Origin of the sequence: Cognatishimia sp. (assembly GCF_049116455.1) — a bacterium.
Lineage (GTDB): Bacteria > Pseudomonadota > Alphaproteobacteria > Rhodobacterales > Rhodobacteraceae > Cognatishimia.
In genome coordinates, this window is sequence record NZ_JAGDYW010000005.1 from 245815 (window position 1) to 271468 (window position 25654).

A 25654-nucleotide genomic window follows, 5' to 3' on the forward strand; every position below is an offset into this window, starting at 1 on the left:
CGCAGTTGCGCCCTTGATGCAAGAGCTTTCACCCCTTTGTTTAAGGGTGTTGTTTTAACAAACCATCTTAGGCCTGAGCCGCTTTCAGTTCCAAACGACGCGCATGAAGTACCGGCTCGGTATATCCCGAAGGCTGTGCACGCCCCTTAAAGATCAGATCGCAAGCCGCTTGAAAGGCGATGCCCTCATAACCCGGCGCCATGGCGTGATAAGCTGGATCATCAGCATTCTGCGCATCCACAACCAACGCCATTTTACGCATGGTGGCCATCACGTCCTGAGCTGTGATCACCTCATTGTGCAGCCAGTTTGCGATGTGCTGCGCGCTGATACGACAGGTGGCGCGGTCTTCCATCAGACCCACGTTGTTTATGTCTGGCACTTTGGAACAGCCAACCCCCATATCCACCCAGCGCACCACATATCCAAGGATGCCCTGCGCGTTGTTTTCAACTTCGCGCTTGATGTCTTCTGCGGACCAATTTGGATCCACCGACAATGGGATGTCTAAGATGTCATCCACCGCAGCGCGGCGGCCTGCTGCCTTTAATGTGTCCTGACGCGCCATGACATCAACTTGATGATAATGCATCGCATGTAAGGTCGCTGCAGTTGGGCTTGGCACCCATGCACAGGTCGCGCCGGCCTCAGGGTGGCCGATCTTTTGTTCCAGCATCGCCGCCATCATGTCAGGCATGGCCCACATGCCCTTGCCGATCTGCGCCTTGCCTTTCAGCCCACATTCCAAACCGATGTCCACATTCAACGCCTCATAGGCTGCGATCCAGCCTTGGGCTTTGATATCGTCTTTGCGCAGGAACGCCCCTGCCTCCATCGAAGTATGGATTTCATCACCTGTGCGATCCAAAAAGCCCGTATTGATGAAAGCCACACGCGATTTTGCGGCGCGAATGCATTCTTTGAGGTTCACAGATGTGCGGCGTTCCTCGTCCATAATGCCGATTTTCACGGTGTGGCGCGGCAAGCCGAGAATGTCTTCGACCACATCAAAAATCCGGTCTGTAAAAGCGACTTCTTTCGGGCCATGCATCTTAGGTTTTACAATGTAAACAGAGCCATGCACCGAATTCCCGCTGTCACGCTTAAGGTCATGTTTAGCGATCAGCACTGTGGTCAACGCATCCAGCAGACCTTCCATGATCTCATTGCCATCACGATCCAGCACCGTCGGGTTGCTCATCAAATGGCCGACGTTTCTGATCCAAAGCAGAGCGCGGCCCTTTAGTGTCACCGCTGTGCCGTCAGGAGCGTTAAAAGCGAGATCATCATTAAGCTTACGCTCGACCGTCTTACCGCCCTTTTCAAAGCTGGTGACCAGATCGCCCTTCATCAGACCCAGCCAATTGGCGTAGGCCAGAACTTTGTCTTCGGCATCCACGCAGGCCACAGAGTCTTCGCAATCCATAATCGCGGAAACCGCGCTTTCAATGATCACATCGGCGATCCCCGCTGGGTCTGTCTGCCCGATGGGATGTTTGGGGTTGATCTGAACGCGAATGTGTAACCCGTTCTTGATGAACAGCAGTTCCGACAGATCCTCTTTGATACCCACAAACTGAGCTTGATCCACAAGTGGCGCGGTTTTTTGCGCTGTCACCCCGACGAAAACACTATCGTGATAGTCAAATCCAGTGACATCCGCCCAGCTGATGCCATCAAAAGGCAGAACCTGATCCAGGTGCGCTTTGACAGCGGCGACCACACGCCCGCCACGCGCAGCATCATAGTCAGCACCCGCTGGAAGATCACCCAGCGCATCAGTGCCGTAAAATGCATCGTACAAAGAGCCCCAACGGGCATTGGCTGCATTCAGAGCATAGCGCGCATTGGTGATCGGCACGACAAGCTGCGGACCGGGAACCAAGGCGATTTCAGGATCTACGTTCTGCGTGTCGATCTCAAAATCAGCTCCTTCCGGGACCAGATAGCCGATTTCTTCCAAAAAGGCTTTATAGGCTGCGGCATCATGTGGGGCACCTTTACGTGCGCCATGCCAGGCGTCGATCTGCTGCTGAATGACTTCACGTTCTTCCAGCAAGGCACGGTTTTCAGGGCCAAAATCATGGGTCAACTGTGCAAGCCCAGACCAGAAGGCATCCGACGACACTCCGGTTCCTGGCAGCGCCTTGGCTTCGATAAATGCAGCGTATTTTGACGAAACTTGAAGTTCGTGAATCTCGACACGGGCCATCAGTTTCTCCCCTTCCAAACAGCGTTTCCCCTTGGTTAGAGCAGCAAACCCCATCGAGCAACCTGATTGGCTTTCAAATATTACCAGAGAATGCGGCAGTTTTTCCGGGAAAAGCGCCTATCTCTGGTCATATGCCATACGATTTGCTTTGACCGCTGGGTGATTTCGGTCGGCCCAGATCACCATTGTCTTCTGCAGCTCCATCAGCTCTTGACCCAAATCGGTGAGCTCATAATGCACTTCCACGGGGGGGCCCGGTACCACCTCGCGGGCCAGATAGCCGTCCCTCTCAAGGTTTCTCAGGTTTTCGGTGAGTACACGCTGGGTCACGTCCCCGATTTCACGTTTAATCTGGCCAAAGCGCATCGCCCCATCCCGGAGGGCCAGCACAATCAGTACCTGCCACTTGCCAGAGACCTTCGCCAAAACCTGCCTTACAGGGCAATTGTCCACATCGATTTTTGACTCAGCGGTTACCTTAAGCATACCTAGTTCCTAATTAGTGCGTAATTGATACTTGGTATGTTTTTGGTACCACATTGGATCAGAAGTTCAAAACTGATTCTAAGGATAAATCCATGACCCCGACTGAAACTGTACTAAGTGCCCTTACCGCCCTCTTCGTGAATTTTGATGGCGAGGCCGCACGCGATCTGCTGGCCCCCGGCTATATCCAACACAATCCAAATGTCCCAACCGGGGCAGAGGCCGTCATTGGTTTTCTACCTGCCTTAAAAGATAGCGGCTTTGAGGCCACCACCCACCGTGTGATCAGCGAAGGCGATCTGATTGTGACACACAACACATATAACAATTCTCAGCTGCTGGGTGCTGACTCTCTTGTGTCCTTTGATGTCTTCCGCGTTGAAGATGGCAAGGTTGTTGAACACTGGGATAATTTACAGGCTCCATTGGCAGAAACCGCCTCTGGGCGTTCTATGACAGACGGCACAGCGACAGTGACCGATCTGGATAAAACGGCAGAGAACAAAGCGCTGGTGAAAGGTTTCGTGACAGATGTTCTGCATGGCAAAGCGCCAGAGAAGATCACCGATTACATCTCTACCGAGACCTATATGCAGCACAATCCCTATGTGGCGGACGGGCTGGAAGGATTGGGAACTTTCCTCGCAGGCCTTGCTGAGTCTGGCACCACACTGGCCTATACCGAGACCCATATGGTGGTGGCACAGGGCAACTTTGTCTTTACGGCGTCCGAAGGTGTCTTTGGTGATGCCCCAACAGCCTTCTTTGATCTTTTCCGGGTCGAAGACGGCAAGATCGTAGAACACTGGGATACGGTCGAAGAAATCCCAGCTGAGATGGCACATGAGAACGGTAAGTTTTAAGATAAAATTCGGCGCGCGAGTTCCGCTCGTGCGCCGTTCTAGAAAATTCAGCTCAGCGAACGTCAGGTTAAGTTGCCCGGGCGGCGGCCACGATCTGGCTCATGTGGCGCATATCGGTTCCACAACACCCTCCCAAAATCTGTATATGGGGAAAGCGTTTTCTGATGTCGGCCAGCTGAGCACCCAATTCAGTCGGATTGCCGTCGTCCAGTTCTTCGGCCTCGTCAAGTTCAGCATGGCTACAACGTGATGCGTTGGCAATAATGCCTCTTACGCGCTGCATCCACGGAGCGTCTTCAAGAATTTGGGAAAAATGCTCTGGGTGCGCACAGTTTATCATGAAGTAAGCAGCATAGCCGTCAGTCGCAGCATCGACCTTCGATATTGCGTCCTTCAGGGATACTCCGGTTGGCAACCGCCCGTCGGTTTCCACCGTGAAGGAGATGACCACCGGCAATCCGAACCGACGGGCCGACCTGACCATGCCAATCGCCTCGGCTGGATACGCCAAAGTGTACCCGCTGATCACGTCCACATCTGTTTCTGCCAGAACGGATACTTGCTCCGAGTGATAGCGTTCTGCCTCATTCGCGTTCATCTGCACTTCCGGAGCGTATGCATCATTGCGTGGTCCAATATTTGCACTGATTACTGTCGGAGCATGATTGCTTTCTGAGCGTACTGCCGCCATCAATGCGATGGCGGCTTGATTGAGTTTTTTGAGGTCATCGAATGTGTAACCAATCTCAGCCCCTCGGTCTCGGTTTGCAACCCATGTCGGGCTTTCAAGGATAACGCCGACACCTGCTTCCTTGCCCAAAGCGATCAGGTCGATCAGATACCCTCTGAGAAGCTCTCGGCCCTTATTGGTTTTTAAAAGTGGGTATGAAGCAAAGCCGGGCAACTCGACGTCTTGATTGAATATCAAATCGGTTTCCATCCCCACATAGGCCAAGAATAAATCGGCATTGCTGGGAGGAAATGTGTCTCGATAGATTGCCATCGGAGAAGTCCAGTCTCTAAAATTGCCCTTTGACCATAGCGACAGGTGTACAATTTGTCATCGATTGCAATTTGGATGAACCGGTCATTAAGGCCGCTGTACCGAAAACTCAGTTTATCCCCACAGCCGACACGCAATTCAGCTCAGCTCAAGCACACAAAGCTTTCCTGCTTGCAGGTCCTGCGTCACCCATTACATCTAACTCCAAGACATAATTTCTGGAGTGCCCAATGCGCGACGCTGCCCCGCAGACCATTTACCTGAAAGACTATACCCCCTTCGGCTACCTGATCGACAGCGTGTCGCTGACCTTCAAGCTGCATCCAACCGAAACCCGGGTCCTGTCGCGCATTGCCTTTCGTCCAAATCCAGACGCCACGGATCAGACATTCTTTCTGCATGGCGAAGAGCTGAAACTGATCTCAGCCAAGATCGACGGCGCAGAGGTCTCCCCTGTTGTGACCGACGAAGGCCTCACTATTGAAAATGCGCCCAGCGCGCCGTTTATCTGGGAATCCGAGGTCGAGATTTCACCTTCCACCAATACCGCGCTTGAGGGGCTTTATATGTCAAACGGCATGTACTGCACCCAGTGTGAGGCCGAAGGGTTCCGCAAGATCACCTATTATCCAGACCGTCCTGACGTCATGGCGACCTTTGATGTGCGCATAGAAGGCTCTGAAAACGTCCTACTGTCTAACGGCAACCCCGGTGCCTCTGGCGAAGGGTTCGCGGAATGGTCTGATCCTTGGAAAAAACCGGCCTACCTCTTTGCCTTGGTGGCGGGCGATCTGAACAACCATCCGGGGTCATTCACCACTCGCTCTGGCAAAGACGTCGAACTCAATATTTGGGTACGCCCCGGGGATGAGGATAAATGCGCCTTTGGCATGCAGGCTCTGAAGGATTCCATGAAATGGGATGAGGATGTCTATGGCCGGGAATATGACCTTGATATCTTCAACATCGTCGCCGTGGATGACTTCAACATGGGCGCGATGGAGAACAAAGGGCTGAACATCTTCAACTCGTCCTGCGTGTTGGCCTCGCAAGCCACATCGACAGATGCGGATTTTGAGCGGATCGAAGCCATCATTGCCCATGAGTACTTTCACAACTGGACCGGCAACCGCATCACCTGCCGCGATTGGTTCCAGCTTTGCTTGAAAGAGGGTCTGACAGTCTTTCGTGACGCGCAGTTCACGGCGGATATGCGCTCTGAGCCAGTGAAACGCATTGATGATGTGATTGCACTGCGCGCGCGTCAGTTCCCAGAGGATCAAGGGCCGCTCTCGCACCCTGTGCGTCCAGAGGAATTCCAAGAGATCAACAACTTTTACACGGCGACTGTCTATGAAAAGGGTGCCGAGGTCATCGGCATGCTGAAGACCCTCGTTGGCCATGACGCCTATTACAAAGCGCTGGATCTTTATTTTGAGCGTCATGACGGCGATGCTGCGACCATCGAAGACTGGATCAAAGTCTTTGAGGACAGCACAGGCCGTGATCTGGCGCAGTTCAAACGCTGGTACAGTCAATCTGGTACGCCAAAGGTTTCCGTACGCGAAGAGTGGGACGCTGAGGGCGGCACCTTCACGCTGCATTTCAACCAATCCACGGCTCCAACGCCAGGTCAGGATGTCAAAGACCCGCGCGTCATTCCAATTGCCTTGGGCCTGCTTAATCCAAATGGGGATGAGACACACTCGACGCAGATCTTTGAAATGACTGAGGCAGAACAGGCTCTGACCTTCACTGGTCTTTCTGCTCGCCCGGTGCCTTCGATCCTGCGTGGCTTCTCTGCTCCTGTGATGCTGGAACAGGACATTGACAATACCCGCCGTGCTTTCTTGCTGGCCCATGACACGGATGCTTTCAATCGCTGGGAAGCAGGCCGAGAGCTGGCGCGCGATGCTCTGCTCAAGATGATCCTAGAAGATGCAGCACCTGATGCGGCTTATCTGGAAGGTCTGAAGCGTGTGGTCACCGATACCTCCCTGGATGCCGCCTATCGGGCGCTGATGCTGAACCAGCCAAGTGAGACCGAACTGGCGGGCGTGATTGCGGAAATGGGCCAGACCCCTGATCCGGTAAAAATCCACGCAGCCGCTAAAGCGCTTTCTAAAGCAAAAGCAGAGAGCCTCGCTGACGCCCTGCCCGCGCTTTACACCGAAAATCAGCCATCTGGTGCCTACGCACCTGATGCGAAAGGCAGTGGTCAGCGTGCTTTGGCGAATTCAGCCATGTCTTTGATGGGTAAGTTAGGCGATGTGGAAAAGGCGCGCGCGCAATATGCCTCTGCTGATAATATGACCCAGCAGATCGCTGCTCTGGCGACATTAGTGCGTGAAGGTGAAGGCGACGCTGAGGTCCAAGCCTTCTATGACCAATGGCAAGAAGACCGTCTGGTCATCAACAAATGGTTTGGTCTGCAAATCTCACTGGCCAAGCCAGAAGAGGCCGCGGCCGTTACCGAACGCCTGACACAGCACCCTGACTTTGACATGAAGAACCCAAACCGCTTCCGCGGCACATTGGGGGCACTTGCGGGCAACCATGCGGGCTTTCACCATGCAAGCGGCGCTGGCTATAAGCTGCTCGCGGATTGGTTGATCAAGCTGGATGCCCTGAACCCACAGACCACGGCGCGTATGTGTACATCTTTCCAAACATGGAAACGCTATGATGATGGCCGGCAAGCTATGATCAAGGCGCAGCTTGAGCGGATTCTGGCAACGCCGAACCTCAGCCGAGACACGCATGAGATGATCTCTCGTATTCTTGGCTAAACAGGAATCTATCTCCCTCGGCGAAAGGTTAACCAATCGTTAACTGTGCGCGATTTGGAGACAATACTCGTGTGATTGGGGCAATTTAGCAGGCTGACCTGCCAATTGCCTCATTCATGCCTCAACCAGACGTGCAAAGGTCTGCGAGTTTCCCTGCACCTGCCCATTTCCCGCCTAAATTGAACGCGACAAAGGCTCTAAGATTTACGGAGCCCGCGATGAAGTTCGATTTTTCCAAACCGGTGTTGCAGAAGCCACGCCTTCCAGAGCCACTAAAGGCCTTGATGCGCAAGTTTTCTGCCCCGCAGGATTCCGCCCCGCTGGCGTTTTTGCCAGAGAGCGGAACTTCTGAAGAGGATTTGATCGAGCGCGTTAAAATTCCCGTTAACAATGCCACGATGCGCGTGAAGGCGGACAACGAAGTACGCGAGAATGCGCAGTTCCTTGCACGTCAAGAGCGCTGGGATAGCCTAAGCGAACGCATTCGAATGGCTGATAAAACACGTGACACCACGATGCAGGGTACACCGGTTGTGGACCTGATGCTCTTTGGCGCCCGCGCCGATGTCGTCAGCGCCGCAGAACACGCATTGCTGCATGGCAAACCGGCGAAGGGTTCGAATTTCTTTGATGGAATCGAAGATTTTGAAATCGTTTTGTCTGAAAACCCAGATGATTACGCCATCGCGCTGATCGTCGCCCATATGCATATCGATATTGGCTGGGCATGGCGTGGTACGGTGCCTGAGGCTGAGCTAAAGGACACCAATCGCGAAGCCTTTCTAGCGCATTTCACCCGCGCGAGCGAAATCCTTGATGGGTTCTGCGCCCATGAACTTGGTTCGGCCGCTTTGACCGCAGCACGTTGTGCGCTTTTACCCGGCAGTGATCACCCCGGTGACCGCGTGGCGGATGATTTCGAAGATCTGATTGATCTTGATCCTGAAAATCCCCGTCATATGCGCGCGCTTGGCACTTACATGCTACCGCAGTGGTACGGAGATCTACCTGCGCTTGATCTGCAGGCCCGCCGCACCGCCGCGCGTACCTTTGATCTCTGGGGCGCAGGTGCCTATGCATGGGTTTGGTTTGATGCCATTCTGGCCGATCCAAATGGGCTTGCGCATATCGACATTGATTACTTTGTAGATGGTATCCACGACATTCTGGAACGCCAACCGGATCAGGCCACGGCCAATCTGGTGGCGGCGCAAATCTACTGCGCTTGGCAGGCAGCCCGCCAGCGTTATCGCGAATCCGGTAGCGGGTCTGTGCAATTGGCTAGCCTACGTACCGCCTTTGAGGCCGTGGTGCATCGCTCGTTACGCGAAGTGCACCCGCTGATCTGGGGCCATGCAGAGATGGGGTTTGACAATGGCGTGCGCAGTGTCTCGATTGAGCGTCTGGCGCAGAAAGGACGTGCTTTTGCAATGAACGCAGTAGCGCAGCCTTTTATGAAGAACCTTGAGCAAGGTCTGACCATTCACTTCGGGCCGGATGGGATTACGGAAATTCAGCCGTAAGCCCAATCAACTTTTAATACTTCAACTATACTGCAAACAAATGATAAATTTCAGTTTTGACACGAACGGCTTTCGCGATTCTCACGAAAGGCTGCGCGAAAACGTTAACAACATCGGCGGATCCGAATTAGCGAAGTTTATCGCTGAAACGTTGAGGTTTGAAGGTTTCCAACCTGAAGAGGTTTTCAGCGAAGACTTTGGATGGGCCTTTTACGCGACACGCGAAGGGTCCCAATATTTTTGCACTACATCCGTTGAACCTGTTGCACCAGTGGATGGCGGAAGTCTCGAACTCTACGCCAATCTAAGCATTGAAAAACAGCACTCGTTCATCGATAGGCTTCGCGGCCGGAACAAAATGACCCAAAATGATGCTGCTGCGCGGGTAATCTTCGAATCTTTGAAGAACCACACCGATGTTAAAAACTTGGCGTCGCCTGAATGCGGATAAATGATCTGTCCACTACTTCAAAGCATCCGCATTGAGATTTGTAGGGTGGGGTTTCCCCCCGCCGTCTGCCCATAACATTTGAAATTTGGAGGGGTAGAACCCCACCCTACGGGTTGCCCCTTCCCCCGCCCTGTCTTAGAACGCGATCTGAACATTACAGATGGAGCGACGGCAGATGCTGGACCTGACATATGAAACCCCAAAACCAAAAGTCATCGCAGGTGCGAAACATGACTGGGAACTGGTCATCGGGATGGAAGTGCACGCGCAGGTCAGCTCGAATGCGAAACTCTTTTCTGGCGCTTCCACCAAATTCGGTGCGGAGCCGAATGCAAACGTTTCTTTCGTTGATGCGGCGATGCCGGGCATGCTGCCAACCATCAATGAATATTGTGTTGAGCAAGCCGTGCGCACAGGTCTAGGCCTGAAAGCGGACATCAACCTTTGGTCGGCGTTTGACCGTAAGAACTATTTCTATCCTGACCTTCCGCAGGGCTATCAAATTTCTCAGCTCTATCACCCGATTGTGGGTGAAGGCGAAATTTTGGTCGACATGGGTCCGGGCGTTGCGCGTCTGGTGCGTGTCGAACGCATTCACCTCGAACAAGACGCTGGTAAATCCGTGCACGACATGGACCCGAACATGTCTTTCGTCGATCTAAACCGCACCGGTGTTGCGCTGATGGAGATTGTGTCTCGTCCAGACATCCGTGGCCCTGAAGAGGCCGCCGCTTATGTGACCAAACTGCGCCAGATCCTGCGCTATCTGGGCACATGTGATGGCAATATGCAAAACGGCAACCTGCGGGCTGACGTGAACGTATCTATCTGCCGTCCGGGTCAGTACGAAAAATACATGGAAACGCAGGACTTCGCTCATCTCGGCACCCGCTGTGAGATCAAGAACATGAACTCCATGCGCTTTATCCAAGCGGCGATTGAATATGAAGCGCGTCGTCAGATCGCGATTGTCGAAGCTGGTGGCACGGTTGATCAGGAAACCCGTCTGTATGACGCGGATAAGAACGAAACACGTTCCATGCGTTCTAAAGAAGAAGCGCATGACTATCGTTACTTCCCGGATCCAGACCTGCTGCCATTGGAGATCGAGCAAGGCTGGGTCGATGACATCGCAGCATCCTTGCCAGAGCTGCCAGACGCAAAAAAAGCGCGCTTTGTGAATGATTTCGGCCTGTCTGAATATGACGCGTCAGTGCTGACTGCAGAGGCAGAAAACGCGAGCTTCTTTGAAGAGGTTGCGAATGGTCGCAATGGTAAGCTGGCCGCAAACTGGGTGATCAATGAACTCTTTGGTCGTCTGAAGAAAGATGACAAGGGAATTTCCGAAAGCCCAATCTCGCCAGCACAACTGGGTGGCGTGATCGACCTGATCAGCTCTGACGCGATTTCCGGTAAGATCGCGAAAGACCTGTTTGAAATCGTCTATACCGAAGGCGGCGACCCTGCGCAGATCGTGGAAGAGCGCGGCATGAAGCAGGTGACAGATACTGGTGCCATTGAAGCTGCATTGGATGAGATCATCGCGGCGAACCCGGCACAGGTGGAAAAAGCCAAAGAAAATCCAAAACTGGCAGGCTGGTTTGTGGGTCAGGTCATGAAAGCGACCGGCGGCAAAGCGAACCCAAAGGCTGTAAACCAATTGGTGGCGCAAAAGCTGAAAGGTTAATGCGCAGCTGAAATGCAACTCTTAAGGCGGTCCTGGCGGGCCGCCTTTTTTTGTTTATGCCGCCCACAAGACCGCCGGCGTCACCACCCATGCGCGACTCAGCTGCAACACCTGCACTTCTGTGAATTTCCTGTGGATAAATCGCCAGACATTGTGGGTAAGTTCGGCTACACTGCCCGCAAAAAGAGGCAGGCCCAGAAATGGATCGATTTGAATACAAGGTGGTTCCGGCCCCATTAAAGGGCCGCAAGGCGCGCGGCGTGCGACGCTCTGAGGACAAATTTGCCTATTCTGTTCAAGAAGTTATGAATGACATGGCACTGGATGGGTGGGAATATCAGCGCAGTGAAACCCTGCCCCATGAAGAACGATCTGGCCTAACATCGACCTCTCGGACATTTCGCAGCGTTTTGGTGTTCAGGCGTCAATTGGCGGGTTCCGTTTCTAGTGCCCCGGTCGAGGAACCGGCGGTAACGGAAATAGCCGCACCGGTTGAAATCACCCCGGCTTCCGAGCCTGAAAATCCTGACCCTGTCGCTGTTCGGCCTAAGCGCGTGCGCCCGGTTGCGGTGCCGGTTGTTGATGTGGATGAAGACGATGGTTTCTTTGCCGCCTCACCAAATCCAGCACCAAAACCTGGGTTAAACACTTTGCCTGTGGCGCTGCGCCAACGCGCAACACAACAGCGTGCAAAGGACGATATCGCCGCGGAATAACCTAGGCGCCAATGTCCAATGCAAGGGCGTGAATCCGGGCAACAATGTCTTTCCCAATGGCGTCATGCACAGCGCGGTGACGTTTAATTCGCGACATATCTTCAAAGGCTTGCGCGCGTATCCTCACGTTGAAATGGCTTTCGCCACCCTCTTGAAAGCCCGCATGACCACGGTGGCTTTCGCTGTCATCTACGACCACCAACTCTGTGGGGTGAAATACAGCGGACAACCGCTCATGAATTTCGTCTTTGACGCTCATTTTTTTACTCTGCCCTCTTCAATCTTGCGTCTAATAGATTAAACTCTCCGCTCCGAGTCGAAAAGGTGAGAGAATGCCTAAATCAGATCCCTTCGGATTCGATATGTCCGTTTCTTCTGCTAAGAAGAAAAACCCGCGGGGCCGCCGGAGCATGTCCGGTGAATCCGCGACGTCGACACGAGTCTGCGAAGCGCCTGGATGCAATGAGCCGGGTAAATTCCGCGCGCCAAAAGCGCCGGACGTTCTGGATGAGTTCCGCTGGTTCTGTAAAGATCACGTGCGTGAATATAACGCCAAGTGGAGTTTCTTTGACGGCAAAACCGAAGCAGAAACCAACGCTCAGAATTCCAAGGACAAAGTCTGGGAGCGAGAGACCAAAAAGATGGGTGACCCCGAGGCCCGTGCTTGGGCGCGCCTCGGCATTGAGGACCCACATCAGGTTCTTGGCGGCAACGCCACGCAGAACCCGGGTCGTTCTACCGGCCGCCGCCTGCCGCCGACCGAGCAGCGGGCAATAGATATTCTTGAGGCTGAAGCCACTTGGACCAAGGCGGATGTCCGCAAGGCATACAAGAAGCTCATCAAAGTGCTGCACCCAGATATGAATGGTGGAGACCGAAGCCAAGAAGAGCAGCTGCAAGAAGTTGTTTGGGCTTGGGACCAAATCAAGGATTCCAGCAACTTCAAGTAAGGTGCTGATCTAAAATAGAAAAGCCGCTCAGTTGAGCGGCTTTTTTTGTGGTGAACCGAATTTCCTCAGAGAGGGTTTCCTAAGAGACTATGGGGATCAAGCGGATTTGAAGACCAACGAGGCCCCATTCAGGCAATGACGCTTGCCCGTTGGCTTAGGTCCATCGTCAAAGATATGGCCCAGGTGGCTGCCACATCGGCGGCAATGCACTTCGGTACGTACGCGCAACAGCTTGCGGTCAGGCTGGGTGCCAACAGCGTTTGGCAGGGATTTGTAAAAGCTCGGCCAGCCAGTGCCGCTGTCATATTTATGCTTTGACGCATAGATATCCAGATCACACCCACGGCAATGATAGGTGCCCTTCGCAGTGTTCTTATCCAGCGGAGAAGAAAACGCCCGTTCTGTGCCGTGTTCTCGCATGACCTTATACTGCAGAGGCGTCAGCATCGCTTTCCACTCTGCCTTACTGCGGGTGACCTCAAAGGTACCGGCTGAATGCGCCGGCAATGCAGCCGTCAGCCCAAGTGCCGCAGTTCCCAACAATACATCGCGACGTTTCATAGCGCTCTCCAGTAACTTCATTGGGCAAATACTCAGATGAGGCTTATGATTTATCAAGGAAACTCAGCTCACTTCCCTGTGATGTAACGCGAAAATTCTAAAGTTTTGAGACAAAAAGTCTCATTCTCGACAATCCAATCAAAAGTGCTTATGAGTCCACCCACGAAAAAACGGCTCTTTTTCGCAGGGTTTCGGGGGGATTTGCTACTTTTGCTCTTTCCCTTCGGAAAGCCAACGATATTGTGGCCAGCGAACGTTTGGACAAGCTGCGCGACGCGTAACGAATAGAAGGATCCGCGACATGGCTGACGGCATGATCGACATCAATGCAAAACCAACCGAAGATATCTCGGTCCGTGAGGTGTTTGGCATCGACACTGACATGGTTGTCAAAGGGTTCGCGGAAGCCACAGATCGTGTTCCGGCGATTGATCCGACCTACAAATTTGACCCAGATACAACGTTGGCCATTCTGGCGGGCTTTAGCCACAATCGCCGCGTGATGATCCAAGGTTATCACGGTACAGGGAAATCCACACACATTGAACAGGTTGCGGCCCGTTTGAAGTGGCCATCTGTACGTGTGAACCTTGATAGCCACATCAGCCGGATCGACTTGATCGGTAAAGACGCGATCAAGCTGAAAGACGGCAAACAGGTTACTGAATTCCACGAAGGCATCCTGCCTTGGGCGCTGCGCAACCCTGTTGCGATTGTGTTTGATGAATATGACGCGGGCCGCGCAGACGTTATGTTTGTGATTCAGCGTGTTCTGGAAACCGATGGTAAACTGACCCTGCTGGATCAGAACGAAATCATCACTCCGCACCAGCACTTCCGCCTGTTTGCGACTGCGAACACAGTCGGTCTGGGTGACACAACTGGCCTGTACCACGGTACACAACAGATCAACCAAGCGCAGATGGACCGTTGGTCTTTGGTGAGCACGCTCAACTACCTGAGCATCGATGCGGAAACCAACATCGTTCTCTCTAAAGCGCCGCATTACAACACCGAGGCGGGTCGCAAGACTGTGCGCCAAATGGTGACTGTCGCGGACCTGACCCGGACTGCGTTTATGAATGGCGATCTGTCCACGGTCATGTCGCCGCGCACGGTGATCAACTGGGCACAGAACTCTGAAATTCTGCGCGATGTGGGTTATGCTTTCCGCCTGACCTTTCTCAACAAATGTGACGAGCTTGAGCGCCAGACAGTGGCCGAGTTCTATCAGCGTTTGTTTGACGAAGAACTGCCGGAATCCGCGGCCAGCATGAGCCTCGGCTAAAGTTATCGCCCGGTCACCAGACCGGGCAGCGCCCGACCCGCCCCCATGGGCGGGCGCTTTGCACCCACCCGCGGGACGGGCGCTGCCCGACCGTTTGTTGTTAGGTCTTTCGCAGTTGGGGAGCGAGAGTGCTGAGGCACAAAGGAACTAGGCGGCATGTCAAAACCATCTGATAACCCAGCCGATCCGTTCAAAAAGGCTCTGGCCGAAGCGACCAAAGTGATGGCGCATGATCCGGAATTGGCAGTGACTTACACTGTTGATCCGTCTGGCCTGTCTGGCGATCAGATGCGCCTGCCGCAGATTTCTCGCCGTATGACCCGCGATGAGGTTATGCTGGCACGCGGCACCGCAGACAGCCTTGCGCTGCACCGCCGCTATCACAACGACAACACGTTCAATAAATATGCCCCTCCGGGTGGCAGCATGGCGCGGCAACTGTTTGAATCCATGGAAATCGCGCGTTGCGAGGCCATGGGTGCGCGTGACATGCCGGGCACGGCTGTCAATATCGACACCAAGATCGAACACGAAGCGCTGGGGCGCAAGTTTGACAAGATCACCACCGCGGCGGATGCACCGTTGGAAATGGCGGCAAACTATCTGATCCGCCATCTCGCCACTGGGCGCGAACTGCCCCCGGCCGCGACCAACGTCATGAACCTGTGGCGTGGTTTCATTGAACAAAACGCCGGTGGCACGCTGGATGATTTGCAGGACATGCTGTCAGATCAATCCAAATTCGCAAAATTCGCGCGTCAAATCATCGACGAGCTGGGCTATGGCGATCAGCTGGGCGACGATCCGGATGATCTGAACGAAGACCAGCAAGATGAAGCCGAGGAGCAGCCGGAAGAAGAAAACGATCCGGATTCCCAAGGCGACGATCAAAGCGAAGAAGAAAACACTGATGCGACGCCTGAGAGTTCTCAGGAAGAGCAGCAGGATAGCTCTGAAGCGCAGGTCACCATGGACGATATGTCTGATGATGACATGGCGGATGAGGCAGAGATGCCGGAAGGTGAAGCCCCACTAGAGCCGCCTGCCCCACAGCCGGTTTCTGATGCGGACCCTGATTATCAAGTTTTCAACACCGAGTTTGACGAAGAAATCCGGGCTGAGGATCTGGCCGAACAGGCCGAGCTAGAACGCCTGCGTGCCTATCTGGATCAGCAGCTGGAGCCTTTGAAAGGTGCCGTCAGCCGTCTTGCCAATAAGTTGCAGCGTCGTCTGCAGGCGCAGCAGAACCGCAGTTGGTCCTTTGATCAGGAAGAAGGCATTCTGGACGCTGGCCGTTTGGCGCGGGTTGTCGCCAACCCGACGACGCCGCTGTCCTTTAAGGTCGAGCAGGACACCGAGTTCCGCGATACCGTGGTGACATTGCTGCTGGATAACTCCGGCTCTATGCGTGGCCGCCCAATTTCGATTGCCGCGATCTGTGCAGATGTTCTCGCGCGTACACTCGAGCGTTGCTCGGTGAAAGTTGAAATCCTTGGGTTTACAACGCGCGCCTGGAAAGGTGGGCAGAGCCGCGAGCAATGGCTGGCAGACGGTCGTCCACAGCAGCCGGGTCGTTTGAACGATCTGCGCCACATCATCTATAAATCTGCCGATGCCCCATGGCGTCGGGCACGGCCAAATCTGGGCCTGATGATGAAAGAAGGGCTGTTGAAAGAAAACATCGACGGCGAGGCGCTGGAATGGGCGCATCGTCGGATGATTGGCCGCTCTGAAGCGCGCAAAATCCTGATGGTGATTTCAGATGGTGCGCCGGTGGATGATTCAACTTTGTCCGTTAACCCCGCAAATTATTTGGAAAAACACCTGCGCGACGTGATCGAATTGGTCGAGAAACGCAAACAGGTGGAATTGCTGGCAATCGGGATTGGTCACGATGTGACACGCTATTACGAGCGTGCGGTTACCATCACCGATGTCGAGCAATTGGCGGGCGCTATGACTGAACAGCTGGCAAGCCTATTTGACAGTGATCCGCGCGCCCGTGCCCGTGTGATGGGTATGCGCAGAGTTTAGCCCCTGAAAGCGGCGGGTCCTTCGCCGCTTTCATGCGGCTGATACCTTTTCCCGCCGCGACGTTACAGCCAAGATTTTGGCTGTGGCGTTGGGATTGGGCTAGACGCTTTAGCGCAGGATCGATACCTCTAGCGCTAACACCTAACATTGATGAGCTTCTTATGTTTCAGACTTTTGTCTCTTCTGCTGATCCATCCCATGGCCCTGCCCGTTTGAATGCGCTGCGCGCCGCAATGCGTGACGCTAGCGTTGATGGGTTTCTGGTTCCGCGCGCAGATGCCCATCAGGGGGAATATGTGGCGGCGCGCGATGAGCGGCTGTCTTGGCTCACGGGCTTCACCGGCTCCGCCGGGTTCGCTTGTGTGTTGCAAGAAAAAGCAGGCGTCTTTGTCGACGGACGTTACCGTTTGCAGGTGCGCGAACAGGTGGCCGATGTGTTTACGCCGGTGGACTGGCCAGAGGTGCAATTGGGCGATTGGGTCCTTGAGAACCTTGGCTCTGGCACCTTAGGGTTTGACCCTTGGCTCCACTCGGTTGAGCAGGTCGAACAGCTAACCAAGATATTTGCCGGCAAGGGCATCACCCTGCAACCGGTCGAAAATCTGATCGATGCGGTTTGGGCGGATCAACCTGCAGCGCCAAATGCGAAGGCCTTCGCGCAAGCGATTGAATTCGCAGGAGAAGGCCATGCGGCAAAGCGCATTCGTCTTGGTGCAGATATTGCTGCGACAAGCGCAAGCGCCGCTGTGATCACCCTGCCGGACAGCATTTGCTGGCTGCTGAACATCCGCGGCGCGGACATTCCCAAGAACCCAGTGGTTCAAGCCTTTGCGATCCTGCATGCGGATGGCAAAGTGGCGCTGTTCATTGATCCCGCCAAATGCGCGGATGTGGATGACCATCTTGGCGCGGACATCACTGTGCATTCCCCGGAGCAATTTGTTGACGCGCTGACAGCGCTGACCGGGCGCGTGCGTTTGGACAAATCCACGGCCCCAATGGCAGTCGCTTCCGTTCTTTCTGCGCAAGGCACCGACATCAGTTTTGGCGCAGAGCCTTGTGCCCTTCCCAAAGCCCGCAAGAATGCACAAGAACTTGCAGGCGCCACAGAAGCACACCTGCGCGATGGTGCTGCAGTGGCCAATTTCCTGGCGTGGTTTGATGAAAACAGCGAAAGTGGCATCACTGAAATCGATGTGGCGCAGCATTTGGAAGCCTGCCGGACAGCCACCAACCAGCTCAAAGACATCAGTTTTGACTCGATTGTCGGCGCGGGTCCGCATGGTGCCGTTATCCATTACCGCGTCACCCACGACACCTCACGCACGTTGCAAAGCGGTGAGATCATGGTTGTCGATAGTGGTGGGCAATATGTGGACGGAACCACTGACATCACCCGGACCTTGCCAATAGGCACGATTGGAGACGAAGAAAAACGCGCCTTTACGCTGGTTCTAAAAGGCATGATCAATGTTTCTCAACTGCGTTGGCCGGTTGGCCTTGCTGGACGCGATATCGAGGCCTTTGGCCGTCGCCCGCTATGGCTAGCTGGGCTCGATTTTGACCATGGTCTGGGCCACGGCGTTGGGGTTTACCTCAGCGTACATGAAGGTCCGCAGCGCCTCAGCAAAGTCAGCCACGTCCCGCTTGAGCCGGGCATGATCCTGTCTAACGAACCCGGCTATTACAAGCCGGGGCAATTTGGCATTCGCATTGAAAACCTTGTTGTGGTAGAGCAAGCTCCATCACTGGAAGGTGGCGACGATCACCGGCAGATGTTGCGGTTCCGCACATTGACCTATGCGCCAATTGATCGGCGCCTGATCGTCCCAGACATGCTAACCCTAGACGAACGGGATTGGCTGAATACCTACCATCAGGAGTGTTATGCGCGCCTCTCCCCACGGGTAGAGGAGAAAACAAGGGCTTGGCTGTCGCAGGCGACACAGCCCCTGTAAGAATTCGCAGTGACATACTCCTGTAACAGTCTGCCTGTCTTAGGACAGAACGAAGATCGAGGAGCGAGGAAAGAGACATGAACAGCTATATTACAATCCGTAAGGCCCCCGGAAAGTGGAGCGTACGCGCCGGCGGTGCTGTGCTGGCGGAATCCGCTAATGCGCTGGAGCTGTCTGAGGGCGATTATCCGTCTGTGATCTATTTTCCGCGCGCTGATATTGCGATGGCCTTTCTTGATGACAGCGATCACACCAGTCATTGCCCTCACAAAGGCGACGCCAGCTATTTCTCGATTGTGACCAAAAGCAAAACCATCAAAAACGCGGCCTGGAGCTATACAGACCCGAAAGATGATGTGGCACGGATTAAAGACCATCTGGCCTTTTATACCAGCGATGAGGTTGCCGTCGAACAAATCTAAGCCTAAGACCCTTAGCTTGCTGTGACTCGGGGCCGCTTGGCCCCGTTTTGCGTTTGACCTTTTGATTTTCGAGTATTCCGTGACCTCTGACACCCAAGATAAAACTAGCTCTGCAATCCTATTGATCCTGATCCTCTTTGGCGCAGGTCTGGGTGCCTCTATGCAATTTGCGAAGGTCACCGTGGGATTTGGCATATTGAAATCCACATATGCGGGATCGGACACGGTATTGGGTCTGCTGCTGTCTTCGATCAGCTTGCTTGGAGTGATCCTTGGATTGGTGGCTGGTTTGTTGGTTGCGTCCTATGGATTTCGCCGCATGCTGCTTTGGGCTTTGTTCGGGGGCGCCCTGTTTTCCGCAGTGCAGGCCTTTTTGCCACCGGTTGGCCTATTCATGGTCAGCAGGATCCTTGAAGGTGTATCTCATCTTGGGATTGTTGTAGCGGCCCCGACCTTGATGGCACTTCTGGCACCTGCAAATTGGCGCTTTCTGGCCATGACACTCTGGAGCGCATTCTTTGGGGTGGGATTTGCCATCACAACGGCAGTTGGGCCGCATATTATTGAAGCCTATGGCGCATTTGGTCTGTTCTTTGGCCATGCGGCATACATGGTTTTGATGGCTCTGCTCGTCGCGCTATACCTGCCCAAAGGTGCTGCCAAACGCGAAGCCTTCCCTAATTTCCCTGACCTTCTACGCCGCCATTGGACCGCTTATAGCTCGCCTTATGAATTTGCGCCCGGCGCGGGCTGGCTGTTTTACACCTGCACGTTTGTGTCGATCATGACCGTGGTTCCGCCGCTCTTGAACGAGTTTGAACGCAACGTTCTTGTGCCACTCATGCCGATTGCAAGCATCGTGTCATCATTCACATTAAACGCGTTCTTGCTGCGTTATCTATCGGCCATTCGGGTTATTCAGATTGGCCTGATCGGCGCGGTCTTGTTTAGCCTGTCCGGCTTCTGGATGCCTTTGTCGGGTTGGCTTTTCATTGGGGTTTTCGCCTCAATGGGTCTTGTGCAATCTGCGAGTTTTGCATCAATCCCGCAGTTAAATCCTACAGCGACCTCTCAGGCCTTGGCCAATGGGGCCATGTCGCAGATGGGTAACTTGGGTAACCTGATTGGCACGCCTTTGATGTTTGCATTGTTCACTTCTTTTGGTGTGAACAGTATTTATCTGATGTTGGTGGTCTGCTATGGCGCGGCTTTTGTCGCCCATGTTTGGCTTGCTCGCCTTCGTAACAGGCATGAAACTCTGGCATAGGATTGCCGCAGAAAATCACTCTAATTCAAAGTGATAATCAGATTTATGAATGTTCTTCAGCAGCCGTTTCCGCCAGGGCTTTGTTGTAGGCTTTAAAGGTATCCACGTCGTGAATAACCCCGATCAATTCCGGCCCTTCGCGTTCACCCCGTAGCCGTACAACCGGGATAAAACGCAGGCTTGGATCATCAAACATCGGCATGATGCCTTCTAGAGTCGCGTTCGCATTGGTATAGACGCCCTGCTCGATCAGCGACCAACATGCTTCCGAGGTCGGGCCCTGGTTTTGATCGATGTCACGCATCAGTTTGGACACGGCGAAAGTGCTCAGCAAATATGCCTGTGGGCCAGCGGCCACGTGAATGCCACGGCGTTCAAGTTGGGTGAGGAAGAACGATCTGTCTACAAGACGTGATCCGAGTGCCGTCGAAATAGACACAGTAACCATCACCGCAAGCCCGGTCTGCCAGTCACCGGTCAGTTCAAAAACAATCAGCGTGGTGGAAATCGGTGCACCTAAGACCGCAGCGGCGACACCACCCATACCCGCCAAAGCATAAAGCGTATGAGATCCGGATACCTCTGGGAAAATCGAGGTCGCGATGAGGCCAAAAGCCAGCCCGGTCATCGCGCCAACCATCAATGCCGGGGAAAACACCCCGCCCCCCATGCGCCCAGCCATTGTGATGGCAACGGCGATGATCTTTAGCACCACAAAGACAATGGCCTCGTGCATCAAGAGTTCGCCCGTTAAGGCCGCAGACGTCGTCTCGTAGCCGACCCCGATGATGTGCGGGTAAAAGATGGCAATGACACCCAATAGCGCGCCAGAAATCACCGGACGCATCCAGCGTTTCAGCGGCGTGTAAGTCATGATCTGGTTGCCCATGTCTTCGGCCCAAAAGATGGTCCACATCAAAGCAACAGCAACAAACCCACATAGACCACCTAGCAGCAAAAAGGCCGGCAGTTCTTGATAAAAGGCCAAGGCAGAGCCAGTGGGCAGGACAAATTCGGTCACATTGCCGAATTCCAATCGACTGATCACTGTACCAGCGACAGAGGCAATCACGATGGGGGCGAAGGCGTGGACTGCGAAATGGCGCAACACCACTTCGAGCGCGAACAGCGCCCCTGCGATAGGGGCATTGAATGAGGCAGACACGGCCGCAGCGACGGCGCAGCCCAGAAGGTCACGGCCTGTGATGCCATTGGCGCGGATTTTCTCGCTGACCCATGTGGAAATCACAGCGGCTATATGCACAACCGGCCCTTCACGGCCTGTGGAACCACCAGAACTGAGCGTGATCAACGAGGCCACGGCAGAGACCAGACCCTCGCGGATACTGACACGGCCTTCTCGGATCGCGGCCCCTTCAATGACATCCGCCGGACCTTGTGCACGGGCATCAGTGGAGAACCGATCCAGCAGCAGTCCGACAACCAGACCGCCCAGAATGGGGACAATCAAAATCCAATACCATGGCAGGGTCTCGGCAAAACTGTGCAGCCGGTTGATGTTTTCAGTGCCGTAGATTGCACTTTGCAGCCATTCAATCGCCTTGCGAAACAAGAGCGCGGCAAAGCCAGAGGCGGTGCCGATCAGTAGCGCAATCAGCCAGAATTGAAACTTACTGGGTCCTTTGGTGCGCAGCACTTTCCAACCACCACGGCAGGTACGGGCAGCCTGTCGTGCACTATCGATCAGAAAGGATCCAAGCGGATGTGCCATAACACCTCTAAGATGGGTAAAGACTTAGCTTTAAGCGCTTGCTTGCGTGGATAAAAGCCTTTGCGGCCTTTAGATGTGTCACTTCTTGTGACGAAGCTGAAAAATTGGCGCATTTCACGCAATGAGCGTGAAGTTAGCCCGCCAACAAGGCTTCTGCTGCACTCCGCGCCTGTTCTGTAATCTTGTCACCTGAAATCATACGCGCGATTTCGTCCACACGATCATCGCTATCCAATGACACAACAGTCGAGAGCGTTACGCCTTCGTTCACATCTTTCTGAACACGCCAATGGTGTGCACCAAGCGCTGCAACTTGCGGGCTATGAGTGACCACTAGGATCTGACCGCCCTCTGACAGAGATGACAGACGACGTCCAACAGCATCCGCTGTGGCGCCGCCAACACCGCGATCGATCTCATCAAAGATCATCGTTGTATTGCGCTCTTCAGATGTCAGGCAGACCTTCAACGCCAAGAGGAAGCGGCTTAATTCACCACCAGATGCGATTTTGGCCAGCGGACCAGATGGGGCACCGGGGTTGGTGGCAACTGTAAACGAAACCGCATCGATACCCTCTGGCCCAGCATTTTCGGCGTCGAACTGAGTAGTGAAAACGGCGCGTTCCATTTTTAACGGCGCCAACTCTGCCATTACAGCCTGATCCAAACGCGATGCGGCGGCTTGGCGGGCCTTAGACAGAGCATTGGCAGAGGTTTCATAGGCCTTTTCAGCCGATGCCACAGCTTGCTTTAACTCGGCAATCTCCCCTTCGCCTGCATCCAGCGCTGCCATCTTACCGCGTAAATCATTGGCAAAATTGCCCAATTCATCCGGCACAACGTTGTGTTTGCGCGCAAGGCCACGGATCGCAAACAACCGCTCTTCGGTCTGTTCAAGCTCGATCGGATTGAAATCCAGCGCATCCATGCAGCGCTCCACACCAGAGATGGCATCGCCAAGCTCAGACATAGCGCGACCTAAAGCCGCCAGCGGTTCATCCAATTGATCGCCAACCGTTGCGCCCGCGTCTTCAAGCCAACGCAACGCGTTGCCCATCGCCCCTTCGGCGCCATTATATCCCATAGCCGTATGGGCCTGACTGACGTCTTCTTTGATCTTCTCAGCTGCTTGCATCATGCGGCGACGACTATCCAATTCGCCTTCTTCACCAGGTTGCGGATCAAGCACATCCAGCTCACTGACGGCGTGGCGCAGGAATTCTTCTTCGTCTTGAACAGCCTTTAAGGCGTCCTCGGCAGACTTAAGCGTCTTGCGCACTTTGCTAAGGTTTGACCATGTTAGCCGTGTCTTTGCGATCAGATCACCAAGGTCACCGAATTGATCTAACAATTGGCGATGGCCTTTGGGATCTAGCAAACCACGGTCATCATGTTGACCGTGAAGTTCAACAAGCGTTTCAGACAGGGCACGCAGGACATCGCCGGAGCAACGCCGATCATTGATCCAAGCGGTCTTACGCCCGTCTTTGCGATTCACACGCCGCAGGATTAACTCTTCGCCGCCCGGAAGACCGGCGTCTTCCAGAATGGCGTGCGCAGGATGGCTATCAGGTAGTTCGAATTCGGCAACCACTTCGCCCTGCTCAGCGCCCGTGCGCACCAATTCAGCACGACCGCGCCAGCCCAAAACAAAGCCTAGGGAATCAAGTAAGATTGACTTACCTGCCCCGGTTTCACCAGTAAGCACGTTCAAGCCGGGCTGAAAATCCAGCTCCAGATGGTCAATGATCAGAAGATCACGAATTTCGAGGGCACGCAGCATTTACGATTTGCCAAACGGGCTTATAGCCAGTCGCCTTTGATGGTCTGACGATAGATCGAAGCCAACCAACCATCACCTTTGACACGCGGTTTCAAACCATTGTTCGTCAAGAGTTGGAAACTGTCCTCATACCATTCAGTCGAGCGGAAGTTATGCCCCAGGATCGCACCTGCGGTCTGTGCTTCGTTGGTCAAGCCAAGTGAAAGATACGCCTCGACTAGCCGGTGCAGCGCTTCTGGCGTGTGCGTGGTGGTTTGGAAGTCTTCGACAACGACGCGGAAGCGGTTCACTGAGGCAGCGAATTGGTCGCGCTTCAGATAGTAACGGCCAATTTCCATTTCCTTGGCAGCCAGATGATCAAAGGCCAGATCGAATTTCAGCACCGAAGACCGTGCGTATTCGCTGTCCGGATAGGTTTCGATCACATTGCGCAGGGATTGCAGAGCCAAGAAGGTCAGGCCTTGGTCGCGGCCCACTTCGTCAATTTGGTCATAGTAGCTTAGAGCCAACAGATACTGTGCGTAGGCGGCATCATCATCGAGTGGGTAGAAATCGACATAACGCTGCGCTGCCGAGCGGCTGTTTTCGTAGTCCTTATCCTGATGATAGGAATAAGCCTGCATGATCAGCGCGCGTTTGGCCCAATCAGAATACGGATAGAGGCGTTCAACTTCGGAAAAATAAAAGGCCGCATCGTCTGCTTTGTTCCGCTCGAGTTCAAATTCGCCCCGGCCATAGATCTGTTCAGCCGTGTAATTTTCCAAAGGGATATCAGCACCGAACAAGACTTGGTTGCCGCCGCCGCCGCCACAGCCCGCAAGAACCGTTGCGGATAAAACCGCTGCAACCACAAACTGACGAGGAGTGCGACGTGCCATGCTGCTCAACCTTTATTACTATTGTCCCGAGACAAGCCCGTTCCCACTGCTGTTAGCACAGAATTTTGCGAGGCAAAATGGCTTTGGTGGGATTTCGCAAAATGGCTGTGTTCACCTTTAGGCGACAGCAGGCATTTCAGACATTGTTGCACCCACGCCAGGCAGGCGCGCCGCTGTTTCAGCAGAGCATTCGACGATGCAAAACGCATCTGGATCTGACATCAAAGCACGCAGCAATTTGTTGGTCATGGCATGGCCAGATCGATGGCCGACGTAACGCCCTAGGATTGGCAAACCAGCCGTATAGAGATCGCCCAAAGCGTCGAGCATCTTATGGCGGACAGGTTCGTCACGGCGACGCAGCCCCTTGCCTGATTGGACATGTGCCCCATCAAACACCACGGCATTTTCACCCGGCACACCGCCCAAGGCCAAACCATTGGCTTGCATGGTGTCTACATCGGCCTGCAGGCAGAAAGTGCGGCAATCACAAAGCTCGCGCACAAAGGTGCCGTTGGCCATATTCAACGAACGGTGCTGCGTACCAATGGATTCATCCGCGAATTCGATTTGGAAATCGATTTCCAGATTGTCATGCGGGTGGATTTCCGCCCAAGCGTCATCACGGTCCGCGCGCACAGGCTTTAGAACCTTGATCGCCCGGATCGGAGCAGCCTGTTCAGCCAAGCCACGTACCAGAATAGTTTTTACAAATGCAGCGCTGCTGCCATCCATGATTGGCACTTCGGGCCCATCTAAAGAAATAAGCGCGTTATGCACACCGCAACCAGCCAGCGCAGCCATGATGTGTTCAATGGTGGAAACGGTCACACCATCGGAATTCTTGATTTTCGTGCAAAGTGGGGATTGTTCTACGACGTCCCAACGGGCTGGGATCATCTGATCCCCTTCCATGACGTCAGTGCGTTTGAACCAAATGCCATATCCTGCAGAAGCCGGTTCGATCACCATGCGCACAGGTTTGCCCGTATGTAGACCAATACCGTTAAACCGGATTGCTGATTTGACAGTCTTCTGCAAAGAATTTCCC

20 protein-coding genes are annotated in these 25654 nt (G+C 54.0%); 11 read left to right on the forward strand and 9 right to left on the reverse strand.

Annotated features, from left to right (window positions below; translation table 11 throughout):
- Positions 1-67 precede the first annotated feature (67 nt).
- Both JXQ85_RS13210 and JXQ85_RS13215 read right to left on the reverse strand, forming a co-directional pair.
- The gene (locus JXQ85_RS13210; RefSeq protein ID WP_421749404.1) at positions 68-2212 is read right to left on the reverse strand and encodes a malate synthase G; all 2145 of its coding nucleotides are present in this window, start codon (positions 2210-2212) and stop codon (positions 68-70) included.
- A 117-nt stretch (positions 2213-2329) separates the two neighbouring features.
- Positions 2330-2698, reverse strand: a complete 369-nt coding sequence (locus JXQ85_RS13215) for a winged helix-turn-helix transcriptional regulator (RefSeq protein ID WP_421749405.1) — start codon at positions 2696-2698, stop codon at positions 2330-2332.
- A gap of 92 nt (positions 2699-2790) precedes the next feature.
- On the opposite strand from JXQ85_RS13215, the gene JXQ85_RS13220 reads away from it, so the two are divergent.
- On the forward strand, positions 2791-3561 hold the full coding sequence (locus JXQ85_RS13220; protein ID WP_421749406.1) for a nuclear transport factor 2 family protein: 771 nt from the start codon (positions 2791-2793) through the stop codon (positions 3559-3561).
- Positions 3562-3628: 67 nt separating this feature from the next.
- Here JXQ85_RS13220 and JXQ85_RS13225 read toward each other — a convergent pair whose 3' ends face one another.
- Positions 3629-4564 carry a homocysteine S-methyltransferase family protein gene (locus tag JXQ85_RS13225; RefSeq protein WP_421749407.1) on the reverse strand — a complete coding sequence of 312 codons (936 nt, stop codon included), beginning with the start codon at positions 4562-4564 and terminating at the stop codon, positions 3629-3631.
- A 230-nt stretch (positions 4565-4794) separates the two neighbouring features.
- Between JXQ85_RS13225 and pepN the strand changes: the two genes are divergently transcribed.
- The 4 genes from pepN to JXQ85_RS13245 all read left to right on the forward strand — a co-directional run bounded on the left by pepN (position 4795) and on the right by JXQ85_RS13245 (position 11730).
- Positions 4795-7353 (forward strand): aminopeptidase N, encoded by a 2559-nt coding sequence (gene pepN / locus JXQ85_RS13230; protein ID WP_421749408.1) that lies wholly within the window; start codon positions 4795-4797, stop codon positions 7351-7353.
- A gap of 218 nt (positions 7354-7571) precedes the next feature.
- Positions 7572-8876: a hypothetical protein gene (locus JXQ85_RS13235; protein ID WP_421749409.1), complete on the forward strand. Its 1305-nt coding sequence runs from the start codon at positions 7572-7574 to the stop codon at positions 8874-8876.
- A 626-nt stretch (positions 8877-9502) separates the two neighbouring features.
- Positions 9503-11014: an Asp-tRNA(Asn)/Glu-tRNA(Gln) amidotransferase subunit GatB gene (gene gatB, locus JXQ85_RS13240; protein ID WP_421749410.1), complete on the forward strand. Its 1512-nt coding sequence runs from the start codon at positions 9503-9505 to the stop codon at positions 11012-11014.
- 200 nt (positions 11015-11214) lie between these two features.
- Complete coding sequence (locus tag JXQ85_RS13245; protein ID WP_421749411.1) at positions 11215-11730, forward strand: DUF4177 domain-containing protein; 516 nt, start codon at positions 11215-11217, stop codon at positions 11728-11730.
- Between the two features lies 1 nt (position 11731).
- Here the strand turns inward: JXQ85_RS13245 and JXQ85_RS13250 are convergent, their stop codons facing one another.
- Positions 11732-11989 carry a BolA family protein gene (locus JXQ85_RS13250; protein WP_421749412.1) on the reverse strand — a complete coding sequence of 86 codons (258 nt, stop codon included), beginning with the start codon at positions 11987-11989 and terminating at the stop codon, positions 11732-11734.
- 73 nt (positions 11990-12062) lie between these two features.
- Here JXQ85_RS13250 and JXQ85_RS13255 point away from each other — a divergent pair, with 73 nt between their 5' ends.
- Positions 12063-12680: a J domain-containing protein gene (locus JXQ85_RS13255; protein WP_421749413.1), complete on the forward strand. Its 618-nt coding sequence runs from the start codon at positions 12063-12065 to the stop codon at positions 12678-12680.
- 96 nt (positions 12681-12776) lie between these two features.
- On the opposite strand, the gene msrB is transcribed toward JXQ85_RS13255, so the two are convergent.
- Complete coding sequence (gene msrB / locus JXQ85_RS13260) at positions 12777-13241, reverse strand: peptide-methionine (R)-S-oxide reductase MsrB (RefSeq protein ID WP_421749414.1); 465 nt, start codon at positions 13239-13241, stop codon at positions 12777-12779.
- A 301-nt stretch (positions 13242-13542) separates the two neighbouring features.
- Between msrB and cobS the strand changes: the two genes are divergently transcribed.
- The 5 genes from cobS to JXQ85_RS13285 all read left to right on the forward strand — a co-directional run bounded on the left by cobS (position 13543) and on the right by JXQ85_RS13285 (position 20210).
- On the forward strand, positions 13543-14529 hold the full coding sequence (cobS, locus tag JXQ85_RS13265; protein WP_421749416.1) for a cobaltochelatase subunit CobS: 987 nt from the start codon (positions 13543-13545) through the stop codon (positions 14527-14529).
- 156 nt (positions 14530-14685) lie between these two features.
- Positions 14686-16563: a cobaltochelatase subunit CobT gene (cobT, locus tag JXQ85_RS13270; RefSeq protein ID WP_421749417.1), complete on the forward strand. Its 1878-nt coding sequence runs from the start codon at positions 14686-14688 to the stop codon at positions 16561-16563.
- Positions 16564-16724: 161 nt separating this feature from the next.
- Positions 16725-18521, forward strand: a complete 1797-nt coding sequence (locus tag JXQ85_RS13275; protein WP_421749418.1) for an aminopeptidase P family protein — start codon at positions 16725-16727, stop codon at positions 18519-18521.
- A gap of 77 nt (positions 18522-18598) precedes the next feature.
- Positions 18599-18943: a DUF427 domain-containing protein gene (locus tag JXQ85_RS13280; protein ID WP_421749419.1), complete on the forward strand. Its 345-nt coding sequence runs from the start codon at positions 18599-18601 to the stop codon at positions 18941-18943.
- A 79-nt stretch (positions 18944-19022) separates the two neighbouring features.
- Positions 19023-20210: an MFS transporter gene (locus tag JXQ85_RS13285; protein WP_421749420.1), complete on the forward strand. Its 1188-nt coding sequence runs from the start codon at positions 19023-19025 to the stop codon at positions 20208-20210.
- A gap of 43 nt (positions 20211-20253) precedes the next feature.
- On the opposite strand, the gene JXQ85_RS13290 is transcribed toward JXQ85_RS13285, so the two are convergent.
- The 4 genes from JXQ85_RS13290 to lpxC form a co-directional block, all read right to left on the reverse strand.
- Positions 20254-21942, reverse strand: a complete 1689-nt coding sequence (locus JXQ85_RS13290; RefSeq protein WP_421749421.1) for a chloride channel protein — start codon at positions 21940-21942, stop codon at positions 20254-20256.
- A 133-nt stretch (positions 21943-22075) separates the two neighbouring features.
- The gene (recN, locus tag JXQ85_RS13295) at positions 22076-23725 is read right to left on the reverse strand and encodes a DNA repair protein RecN (protein WP_421749423.1); all 1650 of its coding nucleotides are present in this window, start codon (positions 23723-23725) and stop codon (positions 22076-22078) included.
- 20 nt (positions 23726-23745) lie between these two features.
- Entirely contained in the window at positions 23746-24603 is an 858-nt protein-coding gene (locus tag JXQ85_RS13300) for an outer membrane protein assembly factor BamD (protein ID WP_421749424.1), read from the reverse strand.
- 117 nt (positions 24604-24720) lie between these two features.
- Positions 24721-25644 (reverse strand): UDP-3-O-acyl-N-acetylglucosamine deacetylase, encoded by a 924-nt coding sequence (gene lpxC / locus JXQ85_RS13305; RefSeq protein ID WP_421749425.1) that lies wholly within the window; start codon positions 25642-25644, stop codon positions 24721-24723.
- Between the last annotated feature and the right edge of the window lie 10 nt (positions 25645-25654).

Bases quoted from the DNA above. Each gene is read 5' to 3' on its own strand.
- JXQ85_RS13250 (WP_421749412.1), bottom strand. From the start codon at position 11,989: ATGAGCGTCAAAGACGAAATTCATGAGCGGTTGTCCGCTGTATTTCAC.
- pepN (WP_421749408.1), top strand. From the start codon at position 4,795: ATGCGCGACGCTGCCCCGCAGACCATTTACCTGAAAGACTATACCCCC.
- msrB (WP_421749414.1), bottom strand. From the start codon at position 13,241: ATGAAACGTCGCGATGTATTGTTGGGAACTGCGGCACTTGGGCTGACG.
- JXQ85_RS13290 (WP_421749421.1), bottom strand. From the start codon at position 21,942: ATGGCACATCCGCTTGGATCCTTTCTGATCGATAGTGCACGACAGGCT.
- JXQ85_RS13255 (WP_421749413.1), top strand. From the start codon at position 12,063: ATGCCTAAATCAGATCCCTTCGGATTCGATATGTCCGTTTCTTCTGCT.
- JXQ85_RS13215 (WP_421749405.1), bottom strand. From the start codon at position 2,698: ATGCTTAAGGTAACCGCTGAGTCAAAAATCGATGTGGACAATTGCCCT.
- JXQ85_RS13300 (WP_421749424.1), bottom strand. From the start codon at position 24,603: ATGGCACGTCGCACTCCTCGTCAGTTTGTGGTTGCAGCGGTTTTATCC.
- gatB (WP_421749410.1), top strand. From the start codon at position 9,503: ATGCTGGACCTGACATATGAAACCCCAAAACCAAAAGTCATCGCAGGT.
- JXQ85_RS13280 (WP_421749419.1), top strand. From the start codon at position 18,599: ATGAACAGCTATATTACAATCCGTAAGGCCCCCGGAAAGTGGAGCGTA.
- recN (WP_421749423.1), bottom strand. From the start codon at position 23,725: ATGCTGCGTGCCCTCGAAATTCGTGATCTTCTGATCATTGACCATCTG.
- JXQ85_RS13220 (WP_421749406.1), top strand. From the start codon at position 2,791: ATGACCCCGACTGAAACTGTACTAAGTGCCCTTACCGCCCTCTTCGTG.
- JXQ85_RS13245 (WP_421749411.1), top strand. From the start codon at position 11,215: ATGGATCGATTTGAATACAAGGTGGTTCCGGCCCCATTAAAGGGCCGC.
- JXQ85_RS13210 (WP_421749404.1), bottom strand. From the start codon at position 2,212: ATGGCCCGTGTCGAGATTCACGAACTTCAAGTTTCGTCAAAATACGCT.
- cobS (WP_421749416.1), top strand. From the start codon at position 13,543: ATGGCTGACGGCATGATCGACATCAATGCAAAACCAACCGAAGATATC.
- JXQ85_RS13225 (WP_421749407.1), bottom strand. From the start codon at position 4,564: ATGGCAATCTATCGAGACACATTTCCTCCCAGCAATGCCGATTTATTC.
- JXQ85_RS13235 (WP_421749409.1), top strand. From the start codon at position 7,572: ATGAAGTTCGATTTTTCCAAACCGGTGTTGCAGAAGCCACGCCTTCCA.
- JXQ85_RS13275 (WP_421749418.1), top strand. From the start codon at position 16,725: ATGTTTCAGACTTTTGTCTCTTCTGCTGATCCATCCCATGGCCCTGCC.
- cobT (WP_421749417.1), top strand. From the start codon at position 14,686: ATGTCAAAACCATCTGATAACCCAGCCGATCCGTTCAAAAAGGCTCTG.